This window comes from Nocardioides nanhaiensis (assembly GCF_039542785.1).
Classification (GTDB): Bacteria; Actinomycetota; Actinomycetes; order Propionibacteriales; family Nocardioidaceae; genus Nocardioides; species Nocardioides nanhaiensis.
The window spans coordinates 1,146,507-1,161,147 of the sequence record NZ_BAABIM010000001.1; the positions used below are offsets into that span (position 1 = coordinate 1,146,507).

At 72.8% G+C, this 14,641-nt stretch carries 14 protein-coding genes; 7 read left to right on the top strand and 7 right to left on the bottom strand.

The genetic code is table 11. The annotated features are described in order from the left end of the window. Window positions 1-316: 316 nt before the first annotated feature. Both ABD948_RS05510 and ABD948_RS05515 read left to right on the top strand, forming a co-directional pair. On the top strand, window positions 317-1,183 hold the full coding sequence (locus tag ABD948_RS05510; protein ID WP_345263455.1) for a bifunctional methylenetetrahydrofolate dehydrogenase/methenyltetrahydrofolate cyclohydrolase: 867 nt from the start codon (window positions 317-319) through the stop codon (window positions 1,181-1,183). A gap of 2 nt (window positions 1,184-1,185) precedes the next feature. Beyond that, window positions 1,186-1,551, top strand: coding sequence for a DUF3017 domain-containing protein (locus ABD948_RS05515; RefSeq protein WP_345263457.1), 366 nt, complete (start codon window positions 1,186-1,188; stop codon window positions 1,549-1,551). Between the two features lie 71 nt (window positions 1,552-1,622). Here ABD948_RS05515 and ABD948_RS05520 read toward each other — a convergent pair whose 3' ends face one another. Next, window positions 1,623-2,606, bottom strand: a complete 984-nt coding sequence (locus tag ABD948_RS05520; protein WP_345263459.1) for a malate dehydrogenase — start codon at window positions 2,604-2,606, stop codon at window positions 1,623-1,625. Between the two features lie 116 nt (window positions 2,607-2,722). On the opposite strand from ABD948_RS05520, the gene ABD948_RS05525 reads away from it, so the two are divergent. Continuing rightward, a complete protein-coding gene (locus tag ABD948_RS05525; protein ID WP_345263460.1) occupies window positions 2,723-3,475 on the top strand; it encodes a hypothetical protein in 753 nt (250 codons plus the stop codon). Window positions 3,476-3,496: 21 nt separating this feature from the next. Here ABD948_RS05525 and ABD948_RS05530 read toward each other — a convergent pair whose 3' ends face one another. Further along, window positions 3,497-4,612: an MIP/aquaporin family protein gene (locus tag ABD948_RS05530; protein ID WP_345263462.1), complete on the bottom strand. Its 1,116-nt coding sequence runs from the start codon at window positions 4,610-4,612 to the stop codon at window positions 3,497-3,499. A 259-nt stretch (window positions 4,613-4,871) separates the two neighbouring features. Here ABD948_RS05530 and ABD948_RS05535 point away from each other — a divergent pair, with 259 nt between their 5' ends. The 3 genes from ABD948_RS05535 (at window position 4,872) to ABD948_RS05545 (ending at window position 8,093) form a co-directional block, all read left to right on the top strand. Further along, window positions 4,872-7,088, top strand: a complete 2,217-nt coding sequence (locus ABD948_RS05535) for an NADP-dependent isocitrate dehydrogenase (RefSeq protein ID WP_345263464.1) — start codon at window positions 4,872-4,874, stop codon at window positions 7,086-7,088. 14 nt (window positions 7,089-7,102) lie between these two features. After that, window positions 7,103-7,528 (top strand): hypothetical protein, encoded by a 426-nt coding sequence (locus ABD948_RS05540; protein WP_345263466.1) that lies wholly within the window; start codon window positions 7,103-7,105, stop codon window positions 7,526-7,528. A gap of 100 nt (window positions 7,529-7,628) precedes the next feature. After that, complete coding sequence (locus ABD948_RS05545) at window positions 7,629-8,093, top strand: SRPBCC family protein (RefSeq protein ID WP_345263468.1); 465 nt, start codon at window positions 7,629-7,631, stop codon at window positions 8,091-8,093. Between the two features lie 116 nt (window positions 8,094-8,209). Here ABD948_RS05545 and ABD948_RS05550 read toward each other — a convergent pair whose 3' ends face one another. After that, entirely contained in the window at window positions 8,210-9,517 is a 1,308-nt protein-coding gene (locus tag ABD948_RS05550; RefSeq protein ID WP_345263470.1) for a cytochrome P450, read from the bottom strand. 102 nt (window positions 9,518-9,619) lie between these two features. Here ABD948_RS05550 and ABD948_RS05555 point away from each other — a divergent pair, with 102 nt between their 5' ends. Then, window positions 9,620-10,240, top strand: coding sequence for a TetR/AcrR family transcriptional regulator (locus tag ABD948_RS05555; protein WP_345263472.1), 621 nt, complete (start codon window positions 9,620-9,622; stop codon window positions 10,238-10,240). A gap of 42 nt (window positions 10,241-10,282) precedes the next feature. Here the strand turns inward: ABD948_RS05555 and ABD948_RS05560 are convergent, their stop codons facing one another. From ABD948_RS05560 to ABD948_RS05575, 4 genes are all read right to left on the bottom strand, one after another. Further along, window positions 10,283-11,116 (bottom strand): carbohydrate ABC transporter permease, encoded by an 834-nt coding sequence (locus tag ABD948_RS05560; protein WP_345263474.1) that lies wholly within the window; start codon window positions 11,114-11,116, stop codon window positions 10,283-10,285. Window positions 11,117-11,169: 53 nt separating this feature from the next. Continuing rightward, window positions 11,170-12,138 (bottom strand): carbohydrate ABC transporter permease, encoded by a 969-nt coding sequence (locus tag ABD948_RS05565; protein ID WP_345263476.1) that lies wholly within the window; start codon window positions 12,136-12,138, stop codon window positions 11,170-11,172. A 118-nt stretch (window positions 12,139-12,256) separates the two neighbouring features. Beyond that, window positions 12,257-13,510, bottom strand: coding sequence for an extracellular solute-binding protein (locus ABD948_RS05570; protein ID WP_345263478.1), 1,254 nt, complete (start codon window positions 13,508-13,510; stop codon window positions 12,257-12,259). Next, a complete protein-coding gene (locus ABD948_RS05575) occupies window positions 13,507-14,598 on the bottom strand; it encodes a LacI family DNA-binding transcriptional regulator (protein ID WP_345263480.1) in 1,092 nt (363 codons plus the stop codon). Before ABD948_RS05575 ends, ABD948_RS05570 begins: the two co-directional genes overlap by 4 nt. Window positions 14,599-14,641: the final 43 nt, after the last annotated feature.

Consider the following 14,641-nt stretch of genomic DNA (forward strand, 5'->3'; position numbering starts at 1 on the left):
GCCTCGGAGGAGCGAAGCGGGGGAGGGGCGCTGGCGCCGCGTCGGCGAGGTGTCCATGGCCGGCTGGCCAACCGCGGAGCCCAGCCCCCGCGGGTCGGTCTGAACACTGTGCCAGGGCAAGGAGCCGACTCGGCGGTAGCGCCTCGGAGGAGCGAAGCGGGGGAGGGGCGCTGGCGCCGCGTCGGCGAGGTGTCCACGGCCGGCTGGCCAACCGCGGAGCCCAGCCCCCGCGGGTCGGTCTGAAGACCGAGCGAGTCCCGGCTCGCACGACAGGCCAGGCGCCCCGCCCCGCACCACCAATGGAAGGATGACCCCCGTGACGGCACAGAAGCTCGACGGCAGCGCGACCCTGCGGACCATCAAGGCCGAGCTGGCCGAGCGCGTGACCGCCCTGCGTGACCGGGGCGTCGTGCCCGGCCTGGGCACCGTGCTGGTGGGCGACGACCCGGGGTCGCACTGGTACGTCGGCGCCAAGCACAAGGACTGCGCCGAGATCGGCATCGAGTCGATCCGCGTCGACCTGCCCGCCACCGCCACCCAGGCCGAGGTCGAGGCCGAGATCGACCGGCTCAACGCCGACCCCGCCTGCACCGGTTTCCTGGTCCAGCAGCCCACCGGGCTCGACGAGGTGGCGCTGCTGAGCCGCGTCGACCCCGACAAGGACGTCGACGGTCTGCACCCGGTCAGCCTGGGGCGGCTGGTGCTGGGAGAGCGGGGCTCGCTGCCGTGCACGCCGGTGGGCGTCATCGAGCTGCTGCGCCGCCACGGCGTCGAGCTGGCGGGTGCGGAGGTCGTGGTCGTGGGCCGCGGCCTCACCGTGGGCCGGCCCCTGGGCCTGCTGCTCACCCGCCGCTCCGAGAACGCCACGGCCGTGCTCTGCCACACCGGCACCCGCGACCTCGCCGCGCACACCCGCCGCGCCGACGTCGTCGTCGCTGCCGCGGGGGTGCCCGGCATCATCACCGGCGACATGGTCAAGCCCGGTGCGGCCGTGCTGGACGTCGGCGTCTCCCGGGTCGACGGCAAGATCGCCGGCGACGTGGCCGACGACGTCTGGGAGACCGCCGGCTGGGTCTCGCCCAACCCGGGCGGCGTGGGCCCGATGACCCGCGCGATGCTGCTGGCCAACGTCGTGGGCATGGCCGAGGCGGCTGCCGACGCCGGCGCGGCGGGGACCCGCTGACCATGCCGCCGGAGGGCACGCCGGCTCCGAGCGAGGGCGAGCCCCCCGAGGAGCCGCCCGAGCCGCCTGAGGCATCGCCCGCCCTGGAGGAGCGTCGCCACCCCTCCACGCTCGGGGGCGCGCTCTACCTGCTGATCCTGGCCGCGATGTCGCTCGGCGTCGTCCTGGCCTACCTAGACGACTGGCGCCTGGGGGCGCGGATCCTGGGCGGCGCGCTGCTGACCGCCGGAGCCCTGCGGCTGGTGCTGCCCGAGCGCGACGCCGGCATGCTGCGGGTACGGCACCGCCTGGTCGACGTCGGCGTGCTCGCCGTCATGGGCGGCGCCATCGTGTGGCTGGCCGGCGACATCCCCGAGCAGCCCTTCTGAGCTGGTGCTGCACGACGGCGCCCCGCGGACCGGGTCCGCGGGCGCCGTCGTCGGTGCTGGGCGAGGCCAGCTCAGATCAGGCCGAGCTCGGTGACCGCGGCCTTCTCGTCGGCCAGCTCGGCCACGGAGGCGTCGATCCGCCCGCGCGAGAAGTCGTCGATCTCCAGGCCCTGGACGATGCTCCAGTCGCCGTTCGAGGTGGTGACGGGGAAGGAGGAGATGAGCCCCTCCTGCACGCCGTAGGAGCCGTCGGAGACGACCGCCATGGAGACCCAGTCGCCCTCGGCGGAGCCGTGCAGCCAGTCGCGGGCGGCGTCGATGGTGGCCGAGGCCGCGGAGGCGGCCGACGAGGAGCCGCGGGCCTCGATGATCGCGGCGCCGCGCTTGGCCACGGTGGGGATGAAGGTGTTCTCCAGCCAGTCCTGGTCGCCCACGGCCTCGGCGGCGTTGCGGCCGGCCACCTCGGCGTGGAAGAGGTCGGGGTACTGCGTGGCGGAGTGGTTGCCCCAGATCGTCATCTTGGTGATGTCGGTGACCGGGGCGCCGGTCTTGGCGGCCAGCTGCGAGATGGCGCGGTTGTGGTCGAGGCGGGTGAGCGCCGAGAACCGCTCGCGCGGGATGTCGGGGGCGTTGCTCATCGCGATGAGCGCGTTGGTGTTGGCGGGGTTGCCCGTGACGCCGATGCGCACGTCGTCGGCGGCGACCTTGTTCAGCGCCTTGCCCTGCGCGGTGAAGATCGCGCCGTTGGCCGAGAGCAGGTCGCCACGCTCCATGCCCGGACCGCGAGGCTTCGCGCCGACGAGCAGGGCGAGGTTGACGCCGTCGAAGATCGTCTCCGCGTCGTCGCCGATCTCGACACCGGCCAGCGTCGGGAACGCGCAGTCGTCGAGCTCCATGACGACGCCCTCGAGCGCCTTGAGGGCCGGGGTGATCTCCAGCAGGCGCAGCTCGACCGGGCGGTCACCCAGGGCGCCGCTGGCGAGGCGGAAGAGCAGGCTGTAGCCGATCTGGCCGGCGGCTCCGGTGACGGCGATCTTCAGCGGGGTTGAGCTCACGTCGTGACTCCTCGGGGATCTGGGGCTGGGTGCGGGCACGAGTGCCAGGTTCCCCGAAACTAGCAGCGCACCACCCCCGCGCCCGACGCCGCCTCGGCTGCGGGACGATGGCCACCATGAGGGCTCCCCGCTCCGCCGCCGCGCTCACCGCCCTGCTGCTGGGCCTCTCCGGGAGCGGGGCGCTGAGCGCCTGCGGCTCGGGCACGGGCACCGCGCCGCTGGCCGGCGTCGACGGCCTCGAGGTGCCCACGCCGAGCCCGGACCCGGACGACTTCGTGGCCGAGGTGGACAATCCCTGGCTGCCGCTGGTGGTGGGCTCCTCGGCGGTCTACGAACCGGGCACCGGGGTCCTCGGCGCCGATGTCGCGCAGCTGCTGGTCAGCGTGGAGGAGGGGCCGCAGGTGGCGGGCGTGGCCACCACGGCGGTGCGCCGCACCACCACCGGCTCGGAGGGCACGGTCCCGCCGGACCCCGAGGCCGGGGGCGAGACGGTGGACTACTACGCCCAGGACGCCGCGGGCAACGTGTGGTGGTTCGGGCGCGAGGGGGAGTGGCTGGCCGGCGAGGACGGCGCCGAGGCGGGCGTCGCGATGCTGGCGACCCCGCGGGTGGGTGACGGCTATCGCGAGGCGCTGGCGGCCGGCATCGACGTGCGGGCGCAGGTGCTCTCGCTCGACGAGGAGGCGACGACGCCCGCCGGCACCTTCGGTGGGCTGGTGCTGGTGGAGGTGCGGGACACCGCGGCGGACCGGGTGGAGCGCCGCGCGTACGCAGAGGGCCTCGGGCTGGTGGCCGTCGAGACCGTGAGCGGGACCCCGGACGTGCGACTGGGGCTCGTCCAGGTGGACGAGCCCCAGTCGGGGAGCTGAGTCAGCGGTCGGTCGTCTGACTCACTGACCGTCGGGCGGGCGGATCTGGGTGCGCTCGCCGCCGGCGTCGGGCCACGACTGCTGCGGGGCCTTCTGCTCGGGGATCCACTGCTGGGCGGCGGGGTCCCACTCCCACCCGTCCTGGACGATCTTCTGCGGCTGGGCCGGGGCGGCCTGCTGGGCGGGGACCGCCTGGGTGGCGCCGGCGTTCGGGTCGGGCCAGCCCTGCTGACCGCCCTGCTGGGCAGGTGCGGACTGCTGGCCCCAGGGGGCCTGCGCGACCGGGGCCTGCTGGGCCTGCGGGTAGCCGGGCACCTGCTGGTTCCACTGCTGCTGGTAGGCGTCGGGGGTGCCGTAGCCGGGGGCCGTGGGCGAGCCGCCGCGGCCGCCGCCGAAGTTCATGCCCGAGCCGACGACGGGCTCGGCGCCGTGGCCGAACAGGGCCGGGTAGGAGAGGCCGGCGATCGCAGCGCCGACGAGGGGGCCGAGGATGAACAGCCAGATCTGCACCATCGCGTCGCCGCCGGAGAAGAACACCGTGGAGAGCGAGCGGGCGGGGTTGACCGAGGTGCCGGTCGCCCCCATCGAGGCGAAGTGGACGGCGGCCAGCGTGAGGCCGATCGCCAGCGGCGCGAGCGCGGGGTGCTCGTTGCGGGTGTCGGTGACCGCGAGGATCACCAGCACGAAGACGAACGTCATCACGATCTCGATGACCAGGGCGCCGCCGAGGGCGAAGCCGCCGCGGTCGCCGAAGAAGTTGGCGCCGAAGCGGTCGTCGCCGAACTCGAGGCCGGTGTCGCCGAGCACGAACATCAGCACCAGCAGCAGACCGCCGACGAGCGCGCCGCCGACCTGGGCGCCCATGTAGGCACCCGCCTCGCGCCACGCGATGCGGCCACCGAGCGCGGCGCCGATCGAGACGGCGGGGTTGAAGTGGCCGCCCGAGACACGGCCGAAGGCGTAGACCATCGCGATGATGGCGATGCCGAACGCGAGGCCGACGGCGGCGTAGTCCTCGCCCTGGGTGATGACGGCAGTGCCGACGCCGAACAGGACCAGCACGAACGTGCCGATCGCTTCGGCGGTCAGCTTCTGGCCCAGCGTGGGTGGGGCGGTGACGGCAGGTGCGTCGCTCATGGGTGGGGACTCCTCAGGCTCCGGTGTGACTGCACTCAGATGCCCACGCAGCGTAGACCCAAACCTCCGATCTGGACGGGGTGCCGCGCCCCACCCCCGAGCGGCCTGCTGGGCGGCCTGCCGCCGTGCCCGTTGAAGTACGCGGACCCGGCTGCGAGGCTGGCCTCGCCGACCGCGCGGCGACCATCCGCCGAGGTCAGGTATCTTGACGTCAAGATTTGTGCCGACCGACCTCCGAGAGCACCAGGAGCACCGCCCCATGGCCAACCCGTCCCGGATCATCTACACCCTCACCGACGAGGCGCCGCTGCTGGCGACCTACTCCTTCCTCCCCGTGATCGAGGCCTACGCCGCCAAGGCCGGGGTCGGTGTCGAGACCCGCGACATCTCCGTGGCCGCGCGCATCCTGGCGCAGTTCCCCGACCGGCTCGGCGAGAAGGCGGTCGACGACGCGCTGGCCGAGCTGGGCGACCTCGCGAAGACCCCCGAGGCCAACATCATCAAGCTCCCCAACATCTCCGCCTCCGTGCCACAGCTCAAGGCCGCGATCAAGGAGCTGCAGGAGCAGGGCTTCGACCTGCCGGCCTACCCCGACGACCCGAAGACCGACGAGGAGCGCGAGACCCGCGCCCGCTACGACAAGGTCAAGGGCTCCGCGGTCAACCCGGTGCTGCGGGAGGGCAACTCCGACCGGCGCGCGCCCGCCTCGGTCAAGGGCTACGCCAAGGCCCACCCGCACCGGATGGGTGCCTGGAGCCCGGACTCGAAGACCAACGTGGCCACCATGGGCGAGCACGACTTCCGCTCCAACGAGAAGTCGGTCGTCATCGAGTCCGACGACACCCTGCGCATCGAGCACGTCGGCGCCGACGGAGAGACCGCCGTGCTCAAGCCCGAGGTGAAGGTGCTGGCCGGCGAGGTCGTCGACGCCACCTTCATGGACGTCGCCGCCCTGCGTCGCTTCCTCACCGAGCAGGTCGCCCGCGCCAAGGCCGAGGACGTGCTGTTCTCGGTGCACCTGAAGGCCACGATGATGAAGGTCTCCGACCCGATCATCTTCGGCCACGCCGTGCAGGCGTTCTTCCCGACCCTCTTCGACCAGTACGGCGAGCAGCTCGCCGCCGCGGGCATCTCGCCCAACGACGGTCTGGGAGCACTGCTCTCGGCCGTGGCCGACCTGCCCGACGGCGAGGCGATCAAGGCCGCGGTCCAGCAGGGTCTGGCCGAGGGTCCCGCCATGGCCATGGTCGACTCCGACAAGGGGATCACCAACCTGCACGTGCCCTCCGACGTGATCATCGACGCCTCGATGCCGGCGATGATCCGCACGTCCGGGCACATGTGGGGCCCCGAGGGCGAGGAGGCCGACACCCTGGCCGTCATCCCCGACTCCTCCTACGCCGGCGTCTACCAGACCGTGATCGACGACTGCCGCGAGCACGGCGCCTTCGACCCCGCGACCATGGGCTCGGTGCCCAACGTCGGCCTGATGGCGCAGGCTGCCGAGGAGTACGGCTCGCACGACAAGACCTTCGAGGTGCCCGCCGCCGGGACCGTGCGCGTGGTCGCCTCCGACGGCACGGTGCTGATCGAGCACGAGGTGCAGCCCGGCGACATCTGGCGGGCCTGCCAGACCAAGGACGCCCCGATCCGCGACTGGGTGAAGCTCGCCGTCACCCGTGCGCGCGCCACTGGTGCCCCTGCCGTCTTCTGGCTCGACGAGACGCGTGCCCACGACGCCGAGCTGATCGCCAAGGTGAACGAGTACCTGCCCGAGCACGACACTGACGGGCTGACCATCGAGATCATGCCGCCCGCGGAGGCCTGCGCCTACTCGCTCGAGCGGATCCGCAAGGGCGAGGACACCATCTCGGTCACCGGCAACGTGCTGCGCGACTACAACACCGACCTCTTCCCGATCCTCGAGCTCGGCACGTCCGCCAAGATGCTCTCCGTCGTGCCGCTGATGAACGGCGGCGGCCTCTTCGAGACCGGCGCGGGTGGCTCGGCGCCCAAGCACGTGCAGCAGCTGGTGCGCGAGAACTACCTGCGCTGGGACAGCCTCGGCGAGTTCTTCGCCCTCGCCGCCAGCCTGGAGCACCTCGCCCAGGCCGACGACAACGCCCGCGCCCAGGTGCTGGCCGACACCCTCGACCGGGCCACCGGCACCTTCCTCAACGAGGACAAGTCGCCCACCCGCAAGGTCGGTGGCATCGACAACCGCGGCTCGCACTTCTACCTCGCCCTCTACTGGGCCGAGGAGCTGGCCCAGCAGACCGACGACGCCGAGCTCGCCGCGGACTTCGCCTCGCTCGCGCAGTCGCTGCGCAGCCAGGAGGAGACCATCGTGGGCGAGCTGAACGGCGTGCAGGGCGAGGCCGCCGACATCGGGGGCTACTTCCGCCCCGACCCCGAGAAGGCCGAGCGGGTCATGCGTCCCAGCGCCACGCTGAACGAGGCCCTGGCCTCGCTGTGACGCCCCGACACCCCGTGGCTCCCGCAGGACTCCTGCGCCGCACCGCCGCGACCGTGCTCACGGTCGCGGCGGTGGGGGTGCTCGGCGCCTGCGAGCAGGCCGAGGACGCCATCTCCGACGCCGCCTCGGACGGCGCGTGCCGCCTGGCCCAGGAGGCCGTCGACGGCATCGCCGGCCAGGCGCGTCAGGCCGCCGAGTCCATCGGCGCCGACCCCGAGGCGGCCCGCCGTGAGCTCTCCGCGCTGCGGGACTCGGTGGCCGCCGCGGAGGACAACCTCTCCGGGGAGACCCAGGCACGCCTGCAGCAGGCGCGCGAGGCGCTCGACGCGCTGGTGCAGGAGTCGCGCGACGCCGCCGAGGGCGCCGTCGACCAGCAGGCCGTGACCGAGGCCGAGCAGCAGCTCGACGACGCCGTGGAGCAGCTGACACAGGTCTGCTGAGCCCGGGGGAGCCGGCGCCGGCGGACGACAGTGTCGGGCAGGGCCGGTACCCATGGACGGCGGCTTGAACCGACGCTCCGAGCGTGCCCATCGTGGAGGCATGACCGACGACCAGAAGATCACCGTGTCCCGGCGCATCGACGCCTCCACCAGCGACGTCTTCGACGTGCTCAGCAACCCGCACCGCCACCACGAGCTCGACGGGTCGGGCTTCGTGACCGGCATCGACCACGGCGACCGCATCACCGCCACCGGCCAGAGCTTCCGGATGAACATGACCGGCGACCACATGGGTGGCGACTACCAGACCGACAACGTCGTCACCGGGTTCGACCCGCGCCACCTGCTCGCCTGGCAGACCGCGCCGGCCGGCCAGGAGCCCCCGGGCTGGGAGTGGCTGTGGGAGCTGCAGGCCGACGGGGCCGACGCCACCGAGGTGACGCTGACCTACGACTGGTCCAAGGTCACCGACCCCCAGATCCTCGAGAAGGTCTCCTTCCCGCTCGTGAGCCAGGCCCAGCTCGAGGACTCGCTCGCCAAGCTGGCCTCCGCCGTCTCCAGCTGAGGCGGCCCCGACCGAACCTCCTGAGCAGCGCGATCGCGCCCCTCACCCGGATCAGAGGATGCGCATCCTCCTGGCCGGCGCGATTGCGCTGCTCACCCGGGCCCGTGACCGCCGCATCAGCCGGCGAGGGCGCGCAGCCGGACGGGCTGCCCGTCCTTCGGGACGGGCAGCGAGAGGTAGCTGAGGGAGGGTCGGTAGTCGGGGTCGACGGCCCACTCGAAGCGCCGCAGCAGGTGGTGGAGGATCAGCTTGACCTCCGCGCCGGCGAAGAACATGCCCAGGCACTTGTGCACCCCGCCGCCGAACGGCTCCCAGGCGTGGCGGTGACGGCGGTCCTCGCGGCGGGGCTCGGCGAAGCGTTCGGGATCGAAGCGCTCGGGGTCGGTCCACCACTCCTGCTGGTGGTGCTGCAGGTGCACCATGACGGCCGTCAGGCGGCCGGCGGGGATCCGGGTGCCCAGCACCTCGGTCTCCTTCACGGTGCGCCGCGCCAGCACCGGGACCGGCGGCAGCAGCCGCAGGCACTCGTGGATCACCAGGTCGGCGTCCTCCCAGGCGTCGAGCTCGGCCAGGGTGGGGTGCTCGGGGAGCTCCCGGGCCTGCTCGCGCAGGCGCTCCTGCCACGCCGGGTGCTGTCCCAGGTGCTGCATCGCGGTCGAGACCGTGATGGTCGAGGTGTCGTGCGCGGCCATCAGCAGGAAGATCATGTGGTTCACCACGTCCTCGTCGCTGAACACCTCGCCGTCCTCGGAGAGGTGGCACAGCACCGAGAACAGGTCCTCGCTGGCGTGGGCGCGCTTGGCGGGCAGGTGCCGGGTGAGGAACTCCTCCAGCAGGGCGCGGCCCCGGACGCCGCGACCCCACCGGGTGAAGGGCAGGGGTGCGCGCACGAACGCCGTCGCGGCCTGCACGCAGTCCACGAAGGCCCGGTTGACGGCGTCGAGCTCGCGCGGCGAGGTGAGCTGGGCGCCCCCCATGAACACCTGCGTGGCGAGGTCGAGGGTGAGGGTCTTCAGCGCCGGGTAGGCGCGGACGTTCTCCCCGGGCTGCCACGCGTCGAGCCCCCGCGCCACCGCGGGGCTGAGCGCCGCGGTGTAGCCCTCGATCCGGTCGCGGGTGAACGCCTGCTGCATGAGGCGCCGGTGGCGCCGGTGCTCGTCGAAGTCGAGCAGCATCAGGCCCCCGTCGAAGAACGGCCCCACCAGCTGCCCCCAGCCGGGGCCGTTGGCGAAGGCCTTGTCGCGGTTGACCAGGGCCTCGCTGCACGCGTCCGGGCCGAGCAGCACGGTCCAGGGCCTGCCGAGGAACGGGATCTCCGAGACGGGCCCGTGCTCGCGCAGCTGGCGCTCCATGAAGGTCAGCGGGTCGGAGACGTAGGCGAGGGTCGGGCCGACCAGGGGGAGCGAGCGGAGCAGGGGGAGCATCGGCGTCCTATCTGACAGGGGATCCTGTCAGTTTGGTCGGTGGGTGGGGCGCCGTCAAGGGTCGGGGTGCGCCGGGGCCGCCCCGTGGGCCAGGCTGGGCCCGTGGGTGAACGCAGCTACGGAGGCAGGACGGCGAGCGAGCGCGCCACCGAGCGCCGCGCCCGGCTCGTGCGTGCGACCGCCACGGTGCTCGCCGAGCGGGGCACGACGCGCACCACCATGACCGCCGTCTGCGCCGAGGCCGGCCTCACCGAGCGCTACTTCTACGAGAGCTTCCGCAACCTCGACGAGGCGCTGGTCGCGACGCTCGACGACATCGCCGACCGGATCCTGGGCCTGGTCACGGCCGAGGTGGCCCGGACCCCGGGCACCGCGGGCGAGCGGGTGCAGGCGGCCGCGCGGGCACTGGTCGAGCTGGTGGTCGCCGAGCCCGCGGCAGTGCGGGTCGCCGTGGTGCACGCGGCCGGCGCCTCGGCGCTGCGCGAGCGGCGCGACGCCCTCGTGGGGGGGTTCGCGCAGGCGATAGCTGCCGAGGCGGCGGCGCTCTACGGGCAGCAGGCATGGCCCACGGCCCGGGCGCTGGCGCGGGCACGGGTGCTGGTGGCGGGCCTGGCCGACCTCGTCGGCGCCTGGACGGAGGGACACAGCGACCTCGACGCCGAGGACCTGGTCGAGGTCGCCGCCGACCTGTTCGAGCAGGTCCTCCGGCGCCCGCGGGGTTGAGGGCCCGCCGCGGGCGCCGGAGTGGTACGAGGTGGGCGGTGGCTACTCCTTCACCGCCCCGGTGCTGGCGTTCATGATCCGTTTCTGGAAGACGAAGAAGACCACCGCGACCGGGATGGTCATCACGGCGGCCGCCGCCAGCTTCAGCGGGTACTGGGACCCCTGGCTGAGAGCGCCCGACGCCAGCTGGGCCACGCCCTTGGTGAGCGTGAAGAGCGCCGGGTCCTGGCTGGCCACGATGAAGTGGCTCAGCTCGTTCCAGGAGCCCTGGAAGGAGAGGATCACGATGGTCACCACCGCGGGGCGCGCCATGGGGAGCACCACCGACCAGAAGATCCGCAAGGTGCCGGCTCCGTCGATGCGCGCCTGCTCCTCGACGCTGACCGGGATCGACTCGAAGAAGTTCTTCATGATGAAGATCCCCGCGGCGTCGGCCAGCAGCGGGACGACCAGGCCCGGGTAGGAGTCGTAGATGGAGAGCTGGTTGATCACCAGGAACTTCGGGATCAGCAGCACCACGTTGGGCACGGCCATGACCGCCACCAGGAGCGCGAAGAGCGCCGTGCGCCCACGGAAGGGGATGCGTGCGAGCGCGTACCCGGCCAGGGAGTCGAAGAGCACCCTCCCCGCCGTCACCAGCAGGGTCACCACCACCGAGTTGGCGAACCAGGTCGGGAAGTCCGAGCGCAGGAACAGGCGCTCGTAGGCCGCCGTCGTGAACGTGCCGGGCAGCAGCGAGACCGGGTCGGCGGCGGCTTCCTCCTCGGTCTTGAACGAGGTGGCGACGTCGATGAGGAACGGCAGGATGTAGATCGCCGCCATCAGGACCAGGAGGCCGTAGAGCAGCACCACGCGCCGCCGTCCGACGCCGCGCATGCTTGCTCGTGCGGTACCACCTGCCGCTCGCTCGGGTGCGCTGGTCGTGGCGCTCACGTGCGGCTCCTCAGCAGCCACCGCTGCACCAGCGTCAGGGAGACGATGATGGCGAACAGGATGAACGCGATGGCGGCGCCCTGGCCCCAGCGCTGGTCGTTGAACGCCGACTCGAACGACAGGTAGGCCGGCGTCAGCGTGGTCTTGGCCGGTGTGCCCTGCGTGCCGGTGTAGATCTGGTCGAAGACCTGCCAGGTGCCGATCAGTCCGAGCGTGAGCACGGTGAACAGGGTCGGGCGCAGCATCGGCAGGGTGAGGTGCCGGAAGCGCTGCCACGAGGAGGCACCGTCCATCTGGCCGGCCTCGTCGATCTCCTCGCCGATGTTGTTGAGCGCGGCGATGAACAGCAGCATGAACGTGCCCGAGGTGGTGAAGACGGCCATCAGCACGAGGGCGAACATCGCCACCGAGGGCCCCGCCAGCCACTCCCACCAGGAGATGCCGAGAGCAGTGTTCTCGCTTAGGGCGGCGGGCGGCTGGTCGACCCCGACCCCGCCGAGCGCCAGGTGGAGCAGGCCCCGGGGATCGTTGAACCACGCGGGCCCGTTGATGCCGACCCACCCCAGGATCTCGTTGACGGCGCCGCTGCTGCTGAACAGGAACAGCCACAGCACGGTGATCGCCACCGAGCTGGTGACCGAGGGGAAGTAGAACGCCGTCCGGAAGAAGCCCCGGCCACGCAGCCACCGGGTGTGCACCAGGACCGCCAGCGCCAGGGCGAGGGCGGTCTGGAGCGGCACCACGAGCAGCACGTAGTAGGCGTTGTTGCGCAGCGCGGTGCCGAAGTCGCGCTGCGCCAGGGTGCCCCCGGTGAGGATGGAGCGGTAGTTCTCCAGGCCGACGAACCCGACGTCGGACCCGAACGGGCTGCCGACGCCGCGCCAGTCGGAGAAGCTCACCGACAGCGCCATGACGACGGGAACGGCCAGGAAGGTGCCGAGCAGCAGCACGGCGGGGCTCACCATGAGCCAGCCGTCACGGCTGCGTCGACGCTGCTCGGCCGTGCGACGCGCTCGCCGCGGGGGAACGTCGCGTCGCGCGGGACCCTGCGCGGTCGCAACGGGAGCAGTGCTCACGACCCGCTCACTGCTGAGCGTCGAGCACGGCCTGCAAGGAGCCCTGCACCGAGGTCAGGATCGACTCCGGGTCGCCGCCGGCCAGGCTCTCCAGTTGGGCGTTGAAGTCGGCCACGACGTCGGCGGCACCCTCCTGGGCGGGTGGGTTCTGCGCCACGTCGGCACCCTCCACGAACGGCGCCTGGGTCGGGTCCTGGGAGGCGTACTGCTCCGCGGCCGACTCGAGCGAGGGGATTACCCCGAACGCATCGGCGAAGGCGAGCTGCTGCTCGGCGCTGGTGAGGTGCTCGACGAGCGCTACGGCGTCGTCCTGGCTCTGGCTGGCCTGGGCCACGCCCCAGCAGTTGGTGAAGGCCAGCGTGCCGGCACCGCCGGGGCCCTCGGGCAGGGGCGCGACGGTGTACTCGACGTCGGGGTAGTCGCTGCTCAGTGCCCCCTCGATCCAGTTGCCCTCGATCGTCATCGCCGCAAGCTGGCGGCCGAAGGCCTCGCCGCCCCAGCCGGCCCCGAGGTCGGAGGAGAACGAGGCGACGCCGTCGTCGAAGAGCTGCTGCACGTAGTCGAGCGCCTCCAGGTTCTCGGGGGTGTCGACGATCGCCTCGGTGCCGTCCTCGGAGACCATGCCGCCCCCCGCCTGTGCCATGAAGACGCCGACGCGCTGGTACTCGGGGCTGAAGGCCAGCCCGACCCGGTCGCCCTCGGTGAGCTGCTCGGCCACCTGGGCGAGCTCCTCCCACGTGGTGGGCACGTCGGCCTCGGTCAGGCCGGCCTCCTGCCACAGTCGTTGGTTGATGACGAGCGCGAGCGTCGAGAAGTCCTTGGGCGCGCAGTACAGCTCGTCGTCGACGGTGAAGGCCTCGGTCAGGGCGGGGTAGAACTCGCCGGCGTTCTCCAGCTGGTCGCCGTAGGGCAGTAGCGAGCCGTTGGCCGCGTAGCCGGCCAGCGTGTCGGTGGAGACGTAGAAGACGTCCGGCGGGTTGCCGGAGGCGAAGCCCTGGCTCAGCTGCTGGGGCAGGTCGCTGGCCACCGAGACCTCGGCGTCGACCCCGCTCTCCTGCGACCACTGCGCCACGGCCTCCTCGACCGCGGCCGTCTCGGCCTCGCCGGAGGAGCCGATCAGCACCGTCAGTCCCTCGGACGAGCCCTCACCGCCACCGCCACCGCCGGCGTCGTCGAAGCCCGAGCCGCCGCAGGCGGTCAGCAGGAGCGACGCCGAGGTGGTGACGGCCAGGACGGCGAGCGAGCGGGAACGTGTGGTCATCGGTGTGCCTCCGAGGTGCGGGTGGACGGGTGGGGGTCGGTGGGTGCGCCGCGCAGGCTCGAGGCGCGCACGACGAGCTCGGGCGCGAGGAGGCTGCGACGGCGATGGGTTGCTCCGTCGAGCTGCTCTAGCACGGCGCCGACGAGGTCGGCGGCCACGGCAGCCAGCGGCTGGCGCAGGCTGGTGAGGCCGGGGGTGGTGAGCGCGGCGGCGGGGGAGTTGTCGAAGCCGGTGACGCCCACCTGCTCGCCCGCGCGCAGTCCCCGTTCCGCGAGGGCGCGCAGCACCCCGAGGGCGAGGGTGTCCGACGCGCAGACGAAGCCGGTGGCCGGCTCCGTGGCGTCGAGCAGGCGGTGGGCGGCGTCGCGGGCGGCGTCGAAGTCGTCGGGGACGGCGGCGTCGAGGTCGACCGGCAGGCGACGGTCCGCGCACGCCTCGCGCCAGCCGCGGCGCCGGTCGGCACCGGTGTCGGAGTCGTGCGGCCACCCCACGTGGGCGATCCGGGTGTGCCCCTGGGCGCCCAGGTGGTCGGTGGCCGCGCGCAGGCCGGCGCGGCCGTCGACGTCGGCCCAAGAGAGGTCGTCGTCGCCGTCCCACGGACGGCCGAAGGTGGCCACGGGCACGCCCCAGCCGCGGAGCGCCGCCACGCGACGGTCGCCGGCGTGGGTGCCGGCCAGCACGAAGGCGTCGACCGAGGTGGTGTCGAGCAGCTCGCGGTAGGCCTCCACCTCCGCGTGCTCGTCCTCGGCCTGGCAGAGGATCAGGTGGCATGCGGCCTGCCCGGCCGACTCGGCGAGGGCGTGCAGGAACTGATCGAGCAGGAGCGCGGCACGGTCGTCGCGGGAGGGCTCGACCTTGACGCCGATCAGGTGCGAGCGGCGGCTGCGCAGGGTGCGTGCGGAGCGGTTGGGTCGGTAGCCGAGCTCCTGGACCGCCGCGAGGATCCGCTCGCGGGTCTCGGTGGTCAGCTTCTCGGGCCGGTGCAGCGCGTTGGAGACCGACTGCGCCGAGACGCCGACGTGGCGGGCGACGTCAGCCAGGGTGACGCTGCCGTGCGGCACCGGGCCGCGCTGGTCCGACGGTGTCACGGTCGACCTCCCTCGGGTCCTGACGTGGGCAGTGTTTAACGCT

Excerpts from the sequence above, each read along its gene's own strand:
- ABD948_RS05560 (WP_345263474.1), bottom strand. The coding sequence starts at position 11,116 with ATGCGCGGCGTCGGACGGCGGCGCGTGGTGCTGCTCTACGGCCTCCTG.
- ABD948_RS05545 (WP_345263468.1), top strand. The coding sequence starts at position 7,629 with ATGACCGACGACCAGAAGATCACCGTGTCCCGGCGCATCGACGCCTCC.
- ABD948_RS05535 (WP_345263464.1), top strand. The coding sequence starts at position 4,872 with ATGGCCAACCCGTCCCGGATCATCTACACCCTCACCGACGAGGCGCCG.
- ABD948_RS05550 (WP_345263470.1), bottom strand. The coding sequence starts at position 9,517 with ATGCTCCCCCTGCTCCGCTCGCTCCCCCTGGTCGGCCCGACCCTCGCC.
- ABD948_RS05530 (WP_345263462.1), bottom strand. The coding sequence starts at position 4,612 with ATGAGCGACGCACCTGCCGTCACCGCCCCACCCACGCTGGGCCAGAAG.
- ABD948_RS05565 (WP_345263476.1), bottom strand. The coding sequence starts at position 12,138 with ATGGTGAGCCCCGCCGTGCTGCTGCTCGGCACCTTCCTGGCCGTTCCC.
- ABD948_RS05570 (WP_345263478.1), bottom strand. The coding sequence starts at position 13,510 with ATGACCACACGTTCCCGCTCGCTCGCCGTCCTGGCCGTCACCACCTCG.
- ABD948_RS05515 (WP_345263457.1), top strand. The coding sequence starts at position 1,186 with ATGCCGCCGGAGGGCACGCCGGCTCCGAGCGAGGGCGAGCCCCCCGAG.
- ABD948_RS05525 (WP_345263460.1), top strand. The coding sequence starts at position 2,723 with ATGAGGGCTCCCCGCTCCGCCGCCGCGCTCACCGCCCTGCTGCTGGGC.